Source organism: Butyrivibrio sp., assembly GCF_017433805.1.
Classification (GTDB): Bacteria; Bacillota; Clostridia; order Lachnospirales; family Lachnospiraceae; genus Butyrivibrio.
The window spans coordinates 86,385-103,281 of record NZ_JAFRGN010000008.1; the positions used below are offsets into that span (position 1 = coordinate 86,385).

Genomic DNA, 16,897 nt, shown 5'->3' on the forward strand with positions numbered 1-16,897 from the left:
GATACATCTATTATAATATTAAAAAAGTTTTATTGTCTCACTTAATGCAAAAGCATATATTAAAACTTCCTTAACTTTCATGTCAGTTGCACTTTCAAGTGCTCTCTTATAAAGCTCCAGCTGAATACTGTATCTGTCGATAAGCTCCTGTCCTTCAGACACCTTATCTGTCTTGTAATCCATGAGGACAATCTGCCCATCTTCGATAAACCATGCATCGATAATACCCTGAATCAGCACCATCTCATCGCTCGGGTACTTATCATCCAGGTCACTTGCCGGAATTCCCATCATGAACGGCTTCTCTCTTACAAGCTCGCCTCTCCTGTAAGCTCTGCCCATTCTCTGTCCCAATTCACTAGAAAGAAATACTGTAACATCAGGGCTCCAGACACTTGAAACGTATTCCTCAGGAATCATGCCCTTTTTATGCTGCAGCTGCATCCATGAGTATATCTTCTTGGAGACTTCTCCTGGGCCTTCAGCATTTTCTTTTGCCACTGTAGCTCTAGCCTTCTCAGCCGCCTCCATGAAGTCTTCATTTCCGAAAATATCCTCATCCAGAATCTCCATGATCCTGTGATAAGCTGTTCCTCTCTCAGCTCCGGTGAGTCGCTTAACCGGCTTCCTATCTGCATTTTCAGCATTTGCTTCTGTGTCTCCAGGTATTTCTCCCTGCATGTCAGTCACGATCAAATCATCATCACGATCCTGCGCATAATCTGCGCTGTGACCGAAGACTTCGCCCATCTCCTCAAGCTTATGCTTTTTGAGCTCAGTAACTGTGGTCTTAGTGAAAAGACCTTTCAAATACTCGTAAGGATACTGCGCATCAAACTTCTCTTTGAGCCTTGACGCCAGATCTCCCTGATATGTTCTGATACCATCCATCAGCTCCTGACGTTTGGATGAGCCCAGAACCTCACGTTTTAACATGTCGCCAGCAATCTTTTCATCCTGTAAAAAGATAAAGCTAAAATCTGGAACGTCTGATTCAATATAGCCTTTAAACAAATCTTCAGGAATATCCAACGCGCCAACTGCCTTGGCAAATTCCGGATGTCTTAGCACAGAAGAAAGAACAAGATCAAAGTAGTTCTCAGCGCCCGCTCTTACAGAATAAGGAAGAAGCTTGTCTTTTCCCATAATTGTAGGAAGGCTCCTGATTGTCTTACTAACCTTGTCAAAGAGCTTCTTGACCGCAGCTGTCAGGATGAGCTTTTCCTTGGCTCTTGTGAGTGCAACGTACAATACACGAAGTTCTTCGCCAAGGCTGTCTGTAATCATCTTGTCCGCTACAATGAGTCTTTTAAGTGTGTCATATTTAACGCGAAGCTCAGAATTGATGCATTTTACGCCTATTCCCAGATCCATATCAGCTATCAGGTCACCCTGGGTGTCCATTTTATTAAAGCCCTTAGTAAGTCCTGATACGAAAACAACTGGGAACTCAAGGCCCTTGGACTTATGAATACTCATGATACGCACAACATCTGCGTTCTCATCAATAATTCCAGCTTCGCCATAGTCCACATCCACAAGCTTCATGTGCTCAATGTATCTGACAAAGTGGAATAATCCCTTAAAGCTTGTCTTTTCAAAAGAAAGAGCTCTTGAAAGAAGCTGATCAAGGTTAGCCTTACGCTGATTGCCCGCGGGCATAGCAAGGCAGTATTTATCAAACCCTGTCTCGTCCAGGATATGCTGAAGCAGCTCGTGGACAGGTGTGTAGACTGACAGAGTACGCATATCCTCGACAAATTCAAGAAAAGAGGTGAGTTTTTCCCATAAATTCTCGTCTACTCCGCTATTTATGCCAGCAACTACATTCAAGCCTAATCCACTGCTACTTCCAATAACCGTCTTAAGTCCATAGTAAAAAGAATCCTCTAAAGCTGCCTTCTCATCGCTATCTACCATAACGCGGAGCCTAGCCAGATCCTCGTCTGTAAAGCCGCCTATTGGTGAATGCATAACTGAAACCAGTGGAATATCCTGGCTTGGGTTATCTATAATGGTCAAAAGCTCCAGTATTACAGCAACCTCATAGGCTTCGAAATATCCGCTCTTAGATTCTATATAAGTAGGAATTCCCTGATCTTCTAATATCTTTTTAAACACATCGTCCCAGCCTGACAGGGAACGAAGCAAAATAACAATATCTTTGTACTGAAGGTTTGGATCCTCTTCCCTGAGCTGATGAATACGCTCTGCGATTACCAGTGCCTCTTTTTCTCTGGCGTCATAATTAGAAAGAGCCTCATTGTCGCTGCTACTCTCGAACATGATAAGCTCAGGTGACACGCCGTATGTAGGATCAGGGTACTCAGCTCCCGTTACAAGCCTTGCATCCTCGTCATAATCAACACTTCCCAGGTCAGGCCCCATTATCTTTTCGAAGATATAGTTGGTTGCCTCCAGAACCTCTTTTCTACTACGGAAGTTCTTGTGAAGATCAATCCTGCGGTCCTTGGCAGTTACCGCCTTGTCATAAGTACCAAGCTTCTCCATGAATATCTCAGGACGGGCAAGTCTGAACTTATAGATGCTCTGCTTAACATCGCCAACCATGAAGCGCTCTGACTTATCAGGAATATCCCCCGAAATCGACCTAAGGATCAGCTCCTGAACATTATTACTATCCTGATACTCATCAATCAGCACTTCCTTGTAGTAGTCGCGGTACTCAAGGGCAACAGTTGATGGTGTGCACATATCAATGATTTCCTGGCTGGACTTACCCTGAGACTCCTCATCACTTGGGTGATTAACCAGAATCTGAAGCGCAAAATGTTCCATGTCAGAGAAGTCTATGAGCTGGCGCTCTCTCTTTTTCTCATCAAAGAGCTGCTTGTATCTGATAGTCAGTCTGCACAGTTCCTTGACTGCTCTGTCGCAAAGGGCCATCTGATCTACGATAGTCTCAGAAGGAAGAGCGAAATATTTCTCCACCATATTACTGATGGCTTTCTTGACCTTGTCCCTTACGTCCTTAACATATTCTTTTTTATCAGGGTTAACGGAATCGTCCTTCTTTGCTGGAAGTCTGCCAAAAGAAATTCCGCGAAGCCCGTCGAATAGCTGGTCGTAGGTATTATATCGCAAAGCCGCAGAAATACTGGATTTGTCCGCATCAAGGGTATCCCCATACATATATGGGCCATCACTCTCGCAGCAAATCTTTTCCACAGCCTCTATAGAAGCTACTATCTCTTCAAGCTGAGCCTTTGTCTTGTCTACACAGGCCTTAACCCAGGAAAGCTCGTCAAATTCAGCGCCATCAATCTGATAATCTCTGGCCCTTTCATTGATCCAGTCCTCAGGCCATGGCATACTCATGGCAAACTTGTAGAGCTCTGAAATATATCCTTCGACTTTCTTGTCGTTGCTACCTGTACTAAAGTATTCCATGCAAAAGAGAAAGTCGCTGTTCTCACCTTCATGGCACTTGGCATACTCTTCCTCTAACATATCCTGCATTACATCTTCCTGAAGAAGACGCAGCTCGCCATCGTCACCAACTCTAAAGGAAGGATCGATGCCAATAGTGTTAAAGTTGTTCCTAAGGACATACTGACAGAAGGAGTCGATGGTAGTTATCTGAGCATTGTGAATCAGAGTCTCCTGCTTCTGAAGATGCTTATTATCAGGCTCTTCCTGCAGCTTGTTTTGAATAGCTATTGTTATCTTTTCCTTCATCTGAGAAGCTGCAGCCTTGGTAAAGGTCACCACAAGAAGATGATCAATGTCTATACCTTCATTGATCATCTGAATGATTCGCTCTACAAGGACAGCTGTCTTACCTGAGCCAGCTGCTGCAGATACTAATATGTTACAGTCCCTTGCATCGATGACTGCCTGTTGTTCTTCTGTAAATTTAACCGCCATTTCTTATAGCCTCCATGGCTGCTCCCTCATCCATATCAAGCTGCCTTGTTTCATAGCCAGGAATCTTGTTGTCATATCCGCAGATTGTTCTGTACTGGCAATAAGTACAGGAATTCCTGCCACCAGCTTCATACGGATTAACCTCTATGTCACCACTTAGGATTCTGGTTCCAAACTCTCTGATCTTCTTATTAACAAAGCTTGAAACTGCACTGTAATCCTGGTTTGAAATAACCTGAGAGTTCGCAGTGAAGCTTCCATCCTTCTTGTAAGCTACAGGGATGACATCGGACTTAGCATTTAAGCCTGTATCAAGCAGCTGAATAATATCGTCATTATCACTGACTAATCCGGTCATTCTGAGTTCATCTTTAATAGCTTCATTGATATCATCTGGTTGCATATCAGCTTTGCCCTCAGCCATTGGATCATCCACATGGTAGTAGAGAATCGCGGCTGGAGCTACATCTTTGCCACCAGAAATTTTCTTTTCCGCTGCCACAGCCACATTCATGTACATTACAAGCTGAAGCTGCAGTCCATAGTAGAGTGAAGCCACATTGAATTTCTTTTTACCGGATTTAAAATCTATGACTTTGACATAAACATGATCATCATCTTCGCATAGATCAATTCGGTCAATTCTTCCGTGAAGCTTCATCTGCTCGGTAATATGGGCCTTTTCGTCCTCTGAGAGAGTAATATTAATTTCATCAAGACTTCCGGCCTCTCTGAAATCCATTTCCACAAAGGCAGGATTGAACTTACCTTTGCTGACCTGATACTTGAGAATTCCCACCGTTCTGGACAGTATTCTATGTATCCTGTCTATCATGTACTGATTACGGGCATTACTGCGCAAAATGGTATCTCCATAACGGTCGACGCATTCTGTTAAGGCGCGATTTAATATTGCCTCCGATTCCTGATCACTAAGCTCTCTCCAATCAATCTTCCTGGTCATTATTTCAGAGGTATATTTCTCTAAAATCTCATGAAAAACATTTCCAAGGTCAGCCACATCAAAATCGTATTCCTGTCGTTCCTCCAGATGGAGACCATACTTGATAAAGTGCGCATAACAGCAGGAAGCAAACAGTTCAAGCCTGCTGACACTATTCTCAAGACTGGCTCCATAAAGGGAAAGAGCAAGCATCTTGGCAAGTAGCTTATTCTCATAGTGTTTGAAGGCTGCATCTGTAATGCTGTCTATAAGAGAGTTTGTACCATCATACCCTCCCAGAACTCCCATCAGGGCATACAGCTCATTCTTTTCATCATCACTTATTATGTCTGTAGCGTATTTTCTAAGAAGCTCCGCTGCATTCATAAGGCTGTCCATTGGAGCCACGTTCTGGCTCTCAAAATCACCTGTTTCCGGGCGTGTTACCTTAAGCTCCGGATACATCTGGCACAGCTTGGGTACCAAATATGCAGGCCTCTTGGACTTACCTTCAACGTCAAGCTCTGCATAAGACAGGTATAGCTTGTCTGTAGGCTTTGTAAGGTTCATATACAGATAGAGCCTCTGGATATACATCTGCTGTCTTGGTGTAGGCGCAAGCTCAACTCCCGTGCCCAGATCCACCAGAAACTGCCTGTCAACGTCAGAAATAATGCCCCCCGTTCCTGTACTGGAAGGAATAGCGCCATCAACTGCTCCAAGGAAAAACAGTAGCTTAATCTCCTTAAGCCTTGTTCTCTCAATATCTCCAACGATTATTCTGTCCACATCCTGTGGAATAGTGCCAATTTCGATATCGCCAAAGCCAACACTCAGAATATCTCTGTACTCGGATAGCGTAAGCTCATCTGAACCAATAAGATCTCCTATCTGAGTCAAAAGAGCTATGACCTTGTCATAAATCTGCTCGAATTCTCTGGCCTTTCTCCTATCGCCCTTTTGCATAAAGAAATCTCTATATTCAGAGAGCCTCTTACTACTGTCGTTAAGCTCTATTACTTTGAGGATTGCATCAGAAATCTCTTTTGCAGTAGCTTTTTTGACCTTGAATAAAGGCGCAAGCTCTTCAGTAATGCGTACTCTCATGGACTCAAGCTGCTCCATGATAGCCACATCACGCTCAGCAGTATCATCTGTTTTTTTATTTTTAGATGCAAATTTCTTTGGCATTCTCCTGGAGAATCTGTCATCCCACTGGCTCTGTCCCCTAATTCCAAGAGCTCTGACATAATTGTCCAAAAGATCTGTATCCTCTTTTGAAAAGGCAGTCATGCCACTTCGCATGTAATGGAAAACATCCTCATATTTGTAGCCTGAAATAGCAATTCCAAGAGCACTTGTTATGTATTCGATAAATGGATTGAGCATCAGACTTGTATTCTGGTCGATATAAACAGGAATGCCAAATCTGTCCGCTGTTCTTGCTATAAGGTCACTGTATTCATCAAGTGATCCGCAAACAAGCGCAATATCCCTATATGCATATTTACCTGATCTCACAGCCTCAGTGATCTTGAGCATTGCCTGACGAACCTCGTTCTCAGGTGTTGATGCCTCGAAGATTTCCAGTCCCTCTGGCTTGTCTTCATATCTTTTGGCGTTATATCTAAAGAGGTTCTCCTCGAGAAATGCAAGTGATGGATTGCCCTCAAGACGCTTAACATGGTCAGCCTTTATTGTAATGTCGCAGCTTCTGTCTTTGAGTCCTCTCCAGGTATTAAAATCAGGAAGCGTTCCCACATCCTTCATTTCTTCCTGAGCAAGCTCATATTCAAGCTTTTCAAGGTCGCGAACTGTCTTTTTACTGAGCATGAACAGTTCCTGTTCCTCGAAGCTATCAGCATAGGCATCCTCATTTGGATCAATTGTGACAGTTACGATGATCTCGTGGGCAGAACGAAGTAATTCCCTGATTACCCTGTACTGAATAGGTGTAAAGCCTGTGAAACCATCAAAAATGATAACGCTGTTACTGATAAGCCCTGACCTTGGAATTGACTTACATAAAATATCAAGTGTTTCTTCTGTAGTTATGTATTTATCTGCAATGTACTTATGAAACTCAGTGTAAAGAAGTCTTAAATCCTTGAGCTTACTGTTAAGTGCACCTCTTCCAGAGCTCTTTTCCTCCAAAAGAGCAAGCTCATCGTCTGAGATTCCGTACATCATGAATTCGGATATGGTGGACTTAACCTCATCTATATACCCTGGCTTGTGCATGTTAGGGCCGATTACAGGAAGCTTGTCCCCCAGAAGATCGGCTACGCGCCTGAGTATCAGACTCTTTCCCACATCATCAAGCACAGAAAAAGAGCTAAGACCTACTTCCTCAAATATTCTATGAGAAAGTCGGCCAAAGCTCAGTACGTCGATGTTCATTATGGCATGAGAAGGGTGCATTCTTACTACATCCTTCTGTGTCTGCATTGTAAACTGGTCAGGAACTATGATCAGAAAGTCTTTGTCTTTTTCCGCAAAGCTTCTGTCAATGATCTCCTGATAAACTGTGGTGCTCTTACCTGCACCAGAGGCCCCAAAACAAAACTTAAGCATTCCCCAATCCCGCTTCTACTGATTATTTTCCATTAATCTTCTCGTCGTTTATCTCATCTGCATATCTGCAACATGAAATATACTTCCACCTGTCATTATAATAGAAAGGCAATATCATGTACATCTGCATTCTGCCCTTGTCATTTGGAATTGCAGAATGATAGTAATCAACCACATAATCAGTAGATACTTCTTTTACTCTTTCCCGCACAGTTGTCATGTCATAGAACTTCCTGAAGCGCTCTCTGTCTTCAGGGAACAGATACATGTTGGAATACATCTGCACAGCCCTTACGGCATTACTCTCAACATCCGCAACAGCCAACTGATCTCCGTTAAGATAGATGTTTTCAACTGTTCCATCCTCGTCATAAAGATCAACTCTGAAATACTGATTAAAAACATGAGCCATGGCAACATGTATGCTGTCAGCAAGCTTCTGCTCACTTCCTGTGATAGAAAGATTTCTTGGGACAATGGCAAAGGCCGCTCTATAGCCTGCTCTTGCGATAAATCTCACCTTCGTAAATACTACATTTCCGTTTATGATAATACTTGCATCGCTTCTGTGATCAGGATCTTTTTCTGCTTTTTTAAGAGTATCACGCATTGTATTGTTTTCTGGAACATCGATGTCAAAAGCTCTGGACCCAGCTTCCCCAATGTCTTTTATGGATACAGACCTAAGGAATTCATGGTAAGCGTTATTTGCGTACAAAAAGATTATCTTTTCATTATCCACTAATTCCAAAATGGCTATTGGAAGATTGTTATAAACATCCATGTTTTTGTCTCGAAGAGGTGTACTTCCAAGGAAATTGATCTCACCTATATCATGGAAATAGTCTGCATACATAATGTCTTCGCAGTTATCAAAAGAAAAATCATCCGGCCTTACAAACTCATCAAGTGGCTTGGGCTTACCAAAAAGATATCCTTGCAGCCTTTCACAGCCAATTCTCCTAAGGAACTCATACTGTTCCTGGGTTTCCACGCCTTCTGCAAGAGTATGAATATCCAGCTCTTTTGCCATATTTATTATGGTTGCAAGAATAACTTGTGTTTTCTTATTGGTATCAAAGGTCCTGAGGAAATCCATGTCAATCTTAAGGACATCAAACTCGTAGACCTTAAGATTATTGAGAGAACTATAGCCGGAGCCAAAGTCATCCATCCAAACCTGATAGCCAGAATCCCTGAAGCTCTTGATCTGATCTCCAAGGAAGCTCTCTCCTGAAGCAATTGCACTTTCTGTAATCTCTATATTGAGAAGATTTACAGGAATACCATACTTTTCCCTGCACTTATCAATTTCAGTCTTTATGTCACAAAGCTCAAAATCAAGCCTGGAAAGGTTTACAGATACTGGCTCTACAGCCATTCCATACTCGATATCTGACTTAAGATCAGCGCACACCTGATCTATGATGTACAGATCAAGCTTATGAACAAGATGAACTTCCTCCAGAACATCTACAAATATAGCAGGTGATATCATTCCATAATTTGGATCTATCCATCTTGCAAGGGCCTCATAGCCGCAAACTTTTCCCGTAAGAGCTCTGACTTCTTTTTGGTAATAAACCTTGAAATAGTGCTGTTTAAAGGCATTTTCAAAATTATCAATAACATACTGCCTGCGCTCATTTTTCTTTTTAAGCTCATCATCGTAGAAATTGTATTCTTTATCGTAAACACCAATAATGTCATCGCAGGCAATCTTGGCTCTGTCGATCATGATAACCGGATCAGATTCATCACCTGTAGCCATGTATATTCCGGCCTTTACGCGCATTCTAAGACCACGCTCATATTTTCTTGCAGCCTCTGATACTGCCTCGAGCTTGGAAATAATGATGCTTTCATCATTTGTTTTAGACAGGATAATAAAGTGATCTCCGCCAGTACGCGCTACCAGATCATCAGAAAAGATTTGATGAACTTCCTTGGCAAGTCCCTTGAGGAATTCATTTCCTCCAGCAAAGCCATATTGCTGATTAAAGGCCTTGAAATTCATCACATTGAGATAGATTATTACAGAAAATCTATTTTCATCTGCGTTTTGAGCATCATTAATACGCCTTAATACACCGTAGAGATTAAGGAGTCCAGTTAACTCATCTAAATCTTCTCGTTTTCCGTTTAAAGCGTTGTTTAGCTCGTCCATATTATCTCCGTAAGAACATAGTTATTCACAAATAATTATAGCATGCATAAAACTTCAAACCGTTTATTGTCTAATTATTTATCGTCTTTTTAGATATACATAATTATTGTGTACGTTCTTTTTACAAAACCGCCTATGATTTGACAACGCCTGTAGATGTGCTAACGTTAAATATAGTAAACATAAGGAGTATAAGAATGGATTTCGCAGAAATAACAAGTCAGAGTAAACAGGCGGTAAAAGAAATACTACAGGCTGCAGGTCTCAAAAAAGGAGCTATATTTGTTGTGGGCTGTTCATCAAGTGAGATTCTGGGTGACCAGATCGGAACTGCAACTAATCTTGATTCAGCAAATGCTGTGTATGATGGCATAATACCCACACTTAAGGAGAAAGGCATATTTGTAGCTGCCCAGTGCTGCGAACACTTAAACCGTGCTCTCGTAGTAGAAAGAGAAGCCATGGAGAAATATGGTTTTGAGCAGGTTAACGCTATTCCTCAGCCAAATCATGCCGGCGGCGCCTTTGCCACAGTATGCTATCAGCGCTTTGATGATCCTGTACTTGTTGAGGATATCCAGCAGAAGGCTGACGCAGGAATTGATATAGGTGGAACCATGATCGGTATGCATATGCACGGCGTTGTAGTTCCTCTTAGAATCTCTCTTCGCAAGATTGGAGAAGCTCCTATCATCTGTGCCCGTCATCGTCCTAAATATGTCGGCGGCCAAAGAGCTATCTATGATGAGAAGCTGATGTAAAGAGGCTACGGATTTTTATATCAGGTGATATTGTTGTTTCGTCTTGATTTTTTTTATCTGGTATTGTAACTTATAGGTGTCCATACAACTGGCGGATAAGTGGGTAACCACATGGGAGTATGGGTAATAATATTGAATGTCGACCGCCTGGGTAACCGCTTTTAAGAGGATTGCTCAGGCGGTTTTTTGCGTGTGAAGCAGAGCCATGCTTTAGCATTTTCGAGTTTGTGTCTGATTCACACCTTACACTTAGGAGGCATTATGCAGGAATTAGCAAAAGAAATCAGCAGCACTACTTATCCAGGCAGAGGAATTGTCATCGGTACTACTCCAGATGGCAAATATGCAGCTTGTGCTTACTTCATCATGGGCAGAAGCGAAAATTCACGTAACAGAGTCTTTGTAGAGGACGGCGAAGGCATCCGCACACAGGCTTTTGATCCATCCAAGATGGAAGACCCAAGCCTTATCATCTACGCTCCAGTAAGAGTTCTTGGTAACTCTACAATCGTTACAAACGGAGATCAGACAGATACAGTATACGAGCTCATGCAGAAGGGTCAGACCTTCGAGCAGTCTCTTAGAACAAGAGAGTTTGAGCCAGATGCTCCTAACTACACACCTAGAATTTCAGGAATCATGAACGTTGCAGATGGCAAGTATGATTTTGCTATGTCAATCTTAAAGAGCAATCACGGCGATTCATCATCCTGCCAGCGTTTCACTTATACATACGAAAATCCAAAGGCTGGTGAGGGCTACTTCATCCACACATACATGGGTGATGGCAATCCACTTCCTAGCTACGAAGGCGAGCCTACACTTGTTAACATCGAAGGTGACATCGATACCTTTACAAATAACGTATGGAATGCTTTAAACGCAGATAACAAGGTATCTCTTTTCATAAGATATATTGAAATTGCTACTGGTAAATACGAGAGCAGAATCATCAACAAGAACAAATAATTCGGATAACTGACAATAAATTGGAATTTGCTGATTCGAATATATCAGCAATATAAGGAGAAAAGGTATGAACGAGATACAGCTTAAATATGGATGCAACCCTAATCAGAAGCCATCAAGAGTATACATGGAGGATGGATCAGACCTTCCTATCGAAGTATTAAACGGAAGGCCTGGCTACATCAACCTTCTGGACGCCCTTAACGGATGGCAGCTTGTTTCAGAGCTTAAAAAGGCAACAGGACTTCCTGCAGCTACTTCTTTCAAGCACGTTTCACCAGCTGGCGCAGCTGTTGGTCTTCCACTTACAGATATCGAGAAGAAAATCTACTGGGTACAGGATCTTGGCGAGCTTAGCCCTCTTGCTAACGCTTACGCTAGAGCTCGTGGTGCTGACAGAATGTCATCTTTTGGTGATTTCATTTCTCTTTCAGATGTTTGCGATGCAGACACAGCAAGACTTGTAAAAAGAGAAGTTTCAGACGGAATCATTGCTCCAGGCTATACAGATGAGGCTCTTGAAATCCTCAAGGCCAAGAAGAACGGCAACTACGCAGTAATCAAGATTGATGAGAATTACGTACCAGCTGCTATCGAAAAGAAGCAGGTATTTGGTATCACTTTTGAGCAGGGGCACAACTTCATCGAAATCACAGATGAGATGTTTGAGAACATCGTAACAGATAACAAGGAGCTTCCTGAGTCAGCTAAGATTGACCTCAAGATCGCTCTTATCACACTTAAGTACACACAGTCCAACTCAGTATGCTACGTAAAGGGCGGACAGGCTATTGGTATCGGCGCTGGTCAGCAGAGCCGTATCCACTGCACAAGGCTTGCAGGCTCCAAGGCTGACAACTGGTTCCTTAGACAGGCTCCACAGGTTCTCAACCTTCCATTCCTTGACAGCATCAAGAGACCTGACAGAGACAACGCAATCGACCTCTACATCGGCGCTGATTATATGGATGTTCTTGCTGATGGTAAGTGGGAGCACATCTTCAAGGAAAAGCCAGCAGTATTTACTGAGGCTGAAAAGAGAGCTTGGCTTGATAAGAACACTGATGTTGCTCTTGGTTCAGATGCTTTCTTCCCATTCGGAGATAACATCGAAAGAGCTTATAAGAGCGGTGTTAAGTATGTTGTTCAGCCAGGCGGATCAGTTCGTGATGACAATGTAATCGAGGCTGCAAACAGCCACAACATGGTCATGGCATTTAATGGACTTCGACTTTTCCACCACTAATACTGACTAGAATCTTTAGGCTATCAGAGCTATAAAGCCTTTGAACACCTAAAACAATAGCGAGTGATGAAAGATAGTGCTTATATCTTCATCACTCGCTTATTATTTTGTATTTTGCATCTAAACTCGAATTATTCTCATTTCCGATGCCCATTTCTCTGTTGTCAGAGCCTCGGATGCATCGGAATTTCTTTTTTCCCTCTTTTTGATGCCTATAATCATTCTTTTTCATTCTAAAAAGCATCTAAATTTCTGTTTTCTCTTTTTCCGATGCAATCATGCATTTTTTCTCTGCATTTTGGGCATCTATTTTGAGCAAAACCAATTATCCGATGCATTTTGATATTATCAATTGATCCAGTCATCTCTCTTTAGCACTCTTTAACTCTCTTTAGCTATATTTAATCTTGTTCAATTATCCCTAATCTTCTTAAGGATAAAATTGTCTACAGTCCCCCAGCTCTTGACGTTGGATTTAATGTGAACACCGATGATCACTGAATCTCCTGTGACTTCGATTTCAGGAATCACAGGGTTCTTCCACTGTGCCCAGCTGGTGACCATAAATGGTTCTGAATAATGGGTAACCTCGTCTCCAGCTTCTGTCACATCGCAAAACAGCTCCATCTCGGCACTGGCATCCACATCTCCACCCTGTGCAAAGCACTCAAGCCTATATGTACCAGGTTCAAGCCCTGTAATCTCCTGTGTTACAGTAAAGTCTATCTCTTTTACCCCATCCCAGAAATGAAGCGCCACAGTTCCATCGTAAGCATCATCCTTTTTATCCTGATAATCTGTTGGGTCTGATGGGCTGTTGTAGCTGATGTTCCACATAGATCGGTCCAAATCCTCAAAGCTTGGATTCAGGACCAGGTTGTCGAGTTTGACCTCCAGATGGCAGATAACCCGGCTCTTTTCCTCGTTCTGAAGTGTTCCATGTAAATTTAGCTTATTCTCTGTAGATGTATCAATCTTGGCTAGATCTGATTCATCCCACACAATTTCCACAGGTTCCTCATGAGACGGATCATTATAAATAACAGCTGCTTTTTCTGGAAGCACTACCTCATCGCCAATTCCGCAGGTTACGTACAGATCAGGAACACTCTCAACTTTAAGGTCTGTCGTATGTCCTTCATACACATATTTGAAAACATTAAGGGATGAAAGCGGATAGCCCTTATGATCGAACATTGCCTGATTGTCCCAAGAACAGCCTCCATAGTATTTACCGGCATCGTTTGGATCATAGTCTTTGGCAAAGCGGCTAGCCCAGCCGCTTCCATGTTCTTCCCAGATAGTAGCATTAGTTGAAGCATTGCTTCCTACAGGAATCCATACACCCTCCCAATAACATACGCCAATGGCGCCACCAGCACTGGCACTAGCAATAATATCTCTTACCATGTGAGCCTGTCCCTGAACAGTAGCTGAATATCCTTCTACAAGATCTTCCTTGCCTTCAAAGCTGTTACCTGAGCCATCACCATCACTTGTGGTATACGGATAAGAAGTCTCTACAATCATGACTTTCTTGCCATATTTATCCTGAAGGTCACCAACTACCTTCTGCATATTTTCAAGATCACCATGCCAATAAGGGTAGTAAGAAAGTCCAACTATATCATAATCAATGTTATGTTTTTCCAGATTTGAAACCAGCTTACCGACCTTTTCGCCCTTGTCCTCAATGTTGGTGTAATGAACAATTATCTGTATGTCTTTCCCCTTATCTGATGCTACTGCTCTGACTGCCTTGCTGCCTGAATCAAGAAGCTTGGTAACATTGGAAAGGTTGGTCTCACCAGACATTCCGTTGTTGATCTCATTACCAATCTGAACGAAGGTTACATTAACTCCTGCATCAAGGATTTCTCCAAGCGCATCCACTGTAAAAGTGCTAAGGGCTTCGCATTTATCATTTATTCCCATGTCAGCCCACGCCTTAGGAGCAAACTGCTTCTTGGGATCAGCCCAGAAATCTGAATAGTGGAAGTCAATCATTACCTGCATTCCAGCAGCTGTAGCTCTTTTACCAAGTTCTATTGCTGTAGCTACATCGTTGTTACCTCCGCCATAGCCGCGGCCTTCCTCATCATAAGGATCATTCCATACGCGCAGACGAATGCAATTAACTCCAGCCTCCGCCATAGTCCTAAATACATCTGCTTCCTGTCCCTGGAAGTCGTAGTACTTAACGCCGCTATTCTCCTCAACAAGAACAGATGACGCATCCATTCCGCAGATGAAATCTGCAGATAGACCATCAATCTTCTCCACAAAGATGTCCTCTGTATTCAGACCTGTCTGCACATCTGTACTGTTGTCTGCATCTGCCTTAGTATCTACTTCCTTATCTGCATTAGTCTCTGTGTCTGTAGTTGCTTCCTGACCTGCACCAGTCTCTACATCTGCAGTTACCTCCTGACCTGTACCAGTCTCCACATCTAAAGCCACATCCTGACTTCCGCATCCGCTGATAGTCAGCCCCATCACTGCAATCCCAGCCAAAACAGCCATCCTACAATTCTCAATTTTCTTGATCATATGCCAACTCCCCTTTTTTCATATCTCCTATATACATTCTAAATACATTATAATATAATGGAAACGTTTCCGGAAAATAATATCTCGAATCACAGATTCAAGATATCATACTATTTGATTGCAGGCATCTTAGTTTAGACTTAAAATAGTAGTGTATTTCGGTAACTTAATATCGCAATTTAGGAGGAGCATCATGCCTAACTGGTTGAAAGACGCAGTTTTCTACGAGATTTACCCACAGACTTTTAAGGACACTAATAATGATGGAATAGGTGATATTAACGGTATCATTGAGAAGCTTGATTATATCAAGGATCTGGGATGTAATGCCCTTTGGATCAATCCTTGCTTCGATTCTCCATTTAAGGATGCCGGATATGACGTTAGAGATTACAAGAAGGTTGCCCCTAGATATGGCACCAATGAGGACTTATACAGACTCTTTTTGATTGCCCATGACAAGGGTATTCATGTACTTCTTGATCTGGTTCCAGGTCACACATCTGAGGAGCATGCATGGTTCCAGGAGAGCAAAAAGGCAGAGCCTAACGAATATTCAGATCGTTACGTCTGGACTCATCACTGGATTCAGGGTATAGCTGGTCACCCATATATCGGCGGCGAAGCTGACAGAAACGGCTGCTATATGCTGAACTTCTTTAAATGTCAGCCTGCTCTTAACTACGGTTTCCTCAACAGAACCGAAGATTGGCAGCTTCCACCAGATCACCCAGCTTGTATCGCAACAAGAGAAGCTCTCAAGGATATTATGAGATTCTGGCTCGACCACGGCTGTGATGGCTTCCGCGTAGATATGGCTGATTCTCTGGTAAAAGATGATGATGAAAACAAGTCAGCTACCGGCGCTATCTGGAAGAACATCAGAGAGATGCTTGATAAAGACTATCCTGAGGCTGCTATCATTTCTGAGTGGAGTAATCCTCAGCAGTCACTCAAGAATGGTTTCCACGCTGACTTCTATCTTGATCACCACGGAAATGGCTACAACACACTTATCCGTGACAACGAGACTCCTGGCGGAGATCACTCTTTCCTTAAAAAGGATGGAAATGGTGATATTATGCGTTTTCTTTTGGATTATCTTCCTAAGTATGACGCAACCAAGCATGATGGCTATATCAGCTTCATCACCTGCAACCACGATACACCAAGAGCACGCCTGACACTTGGCTATGACGAACTTAAGCTTGCATGGGCGCTGTTCCTGACACTTCCAGGTGTTCCATTCATTTACTACGGCGACGAGATTGGAATGAGATACCTTGATATTCCTACCAAGGAAGGTGGCTACACAAGAACTGGTTCCAGAACACCAATGCAGTGGGATAACAGCAAGAACAAGGGCTTCTCAGATGCAGACAGTGATAAGCTCTATCTTCCAGTTGATCCTTCAGAGGATGCACCAACAGTAGCTGATCAGGCTCAGGATCCAGATTCACTCTACAATACAGTTAAAGCGTTAACTGCTCTTAGGCATGAGTATGAAGATCTTAAGGCCGACAGTTCTTTTGCTGTAATATATGCAGAAAAAGAGGAATTCCCTTTTGTCTACAGACGTGGTAACCTTTTAATTGCAATCAACCCTTCTGAGAAAAAAGATTCTACTGCACTTCCAATTGAAGCCTTTGTCAAAAACAATGATGCTTCAAATAAGCAGTGCGAATTAAAGAACATATACACTATAGGAGGCAGCCAGGTTAACGGTAATACTCTGGTTGTTGATGCTCAGTCTTTTGCAGTATATAAGTTAGTATAAATTACAGTTATTTTCTTAAATA

8 protein-coding genes and 1 riboswitch are annotated in these 16,897 nt (G+C 42.5%); of the genes, 4 read left to right on the top strand and 4 right to left on the bottom strand.

Going from position 1 to position 16,897, the window contains the following annotated elements:
• Positions 1–18: 18 nt before the first annotated feature.
• From addA to IJI01_RS02025, 3 genes are read right to left on the bottom strand one after another with little or no spacing between them, the layout of a single operon-like run.
• Positions 19–3,888 (bottom strand): helicase-exonuclease AddAB subunit AddA, encoded by a 3,870-nt coding sequence (addA, locus tag IJI01_RS02015; RefSeq protein WP_292185095.1) that lies wholly within the window; start codon positions 3,886–3,888, stop codon positions 19–21.
• Positions 3,878–7,405 (bottom strand): PD-(D/E)XK nuclease family protein, encoded by a 3,528-nt coding sequence (locus IJI01_RS02020; protein WP_292185098.1) that lies wholly within the window; start codon positions 7,403–7,405, stop codon positions 3,878–3,880. The genes addA and IJI01_RS02020 overlap by 11 nt, the downstream gene beginning before the upstream one ends.
• Before the next feature lie 22 nt (positions 7,406–7,427).
• Positions 7,428–9,572 (bottom strand): bifunctional diguanylate cyclase/phosphodiesterase, encoded by a 2,145-nt coding sequence (locus tag IJI01_RS02025; protein ID WP_292185101.1) that lies wholly within the window; start codon positions 9,570–9,572, stop codon positions 7,428–7,430.
• Positions 9,573–9,769: 197 nt separating this feature from the next.
• On the opposite strand from IJI01_RS02025, the gene IJI01_RS02030 reads away from it, so the two are divergent.
• From IJI01_RS02030 to IJI01_RS02040, 3 genes are all read left to right on the top strand, one after another.
• On the top strand, positions 9,770–10,333 hold the full coding sequence (locus IJI01_RS02030; RefSeq protein WP_292185104.1) for a TIGR01440 family protein: 564 nt from the start codon (positions 9,770–9,772) through the stop codon (positions 10,331–10,333).
• A gap of 74 nt (positions 10,334–10,407) precedes the next feature.
• A riboswitch (ZMP/ZTP riboswitch) is annotated at positions 10,408–10,493 on the top strand.
• Between the two features lie 101 nt (positions 10,494–10,594).
• Complete coding sequence (locus IJI01_RS02035; RefSeq protein WP_292185108.1) at positions 10,595–11,302, top strand: IMP cyclohydrolase; 708 nt, start codon at positions 10,595–10,597, stop codon at positions 11,300–11,302.
• 67 nt (positions 11,303–11,369) lie between these two features.
• Entirely contained in the window at positions 11,370–12,548 is a 1,179-nt protein-coding gene (locus IJI01_RS02040; protein WP_292185111.1) for a phosphoribosylaminoimidazolecarboxamide formyltransferase, read from the top strand.
• A 411-nt stretch (positions 12,549–12,959) separates the two neighbouring features.
• Here the strand turns inward: IJI01_RS02040 and IJI01_RS02045 are convergent, their stop codons facing one another.
• A complete protein-coding gene (locus tag IJI01_RS02045) occupies positions 12,960–15,098 on the bottom strand; it encodes a glycoside hydrolase family 53 protein (protein ID WP_292185114.1) in 2,139 nt (712 codons plus the stop codon).
• 193 nt (positions 15,099–15,291) lie between these two features.
• On the opposite strand from IJI01_RS02045, the gene IJI01_RS02050 reads away from it, so the two are divergent.
• Positions 15,292–16,875 (top strand): alpha-amylase family glycosyl hydrolase, encoded by a 1,584-nt coding sequence (locus IJI01_RS02050; RefSeq protein ID WP_292185117.1) that lies wholly within the window; start codon positions 15,292–15,294, stop codon positions 16,873–16,875.
• The last annotated feature ends 22 nt before the right edge of the window (positions 16,876–16,897 follow it).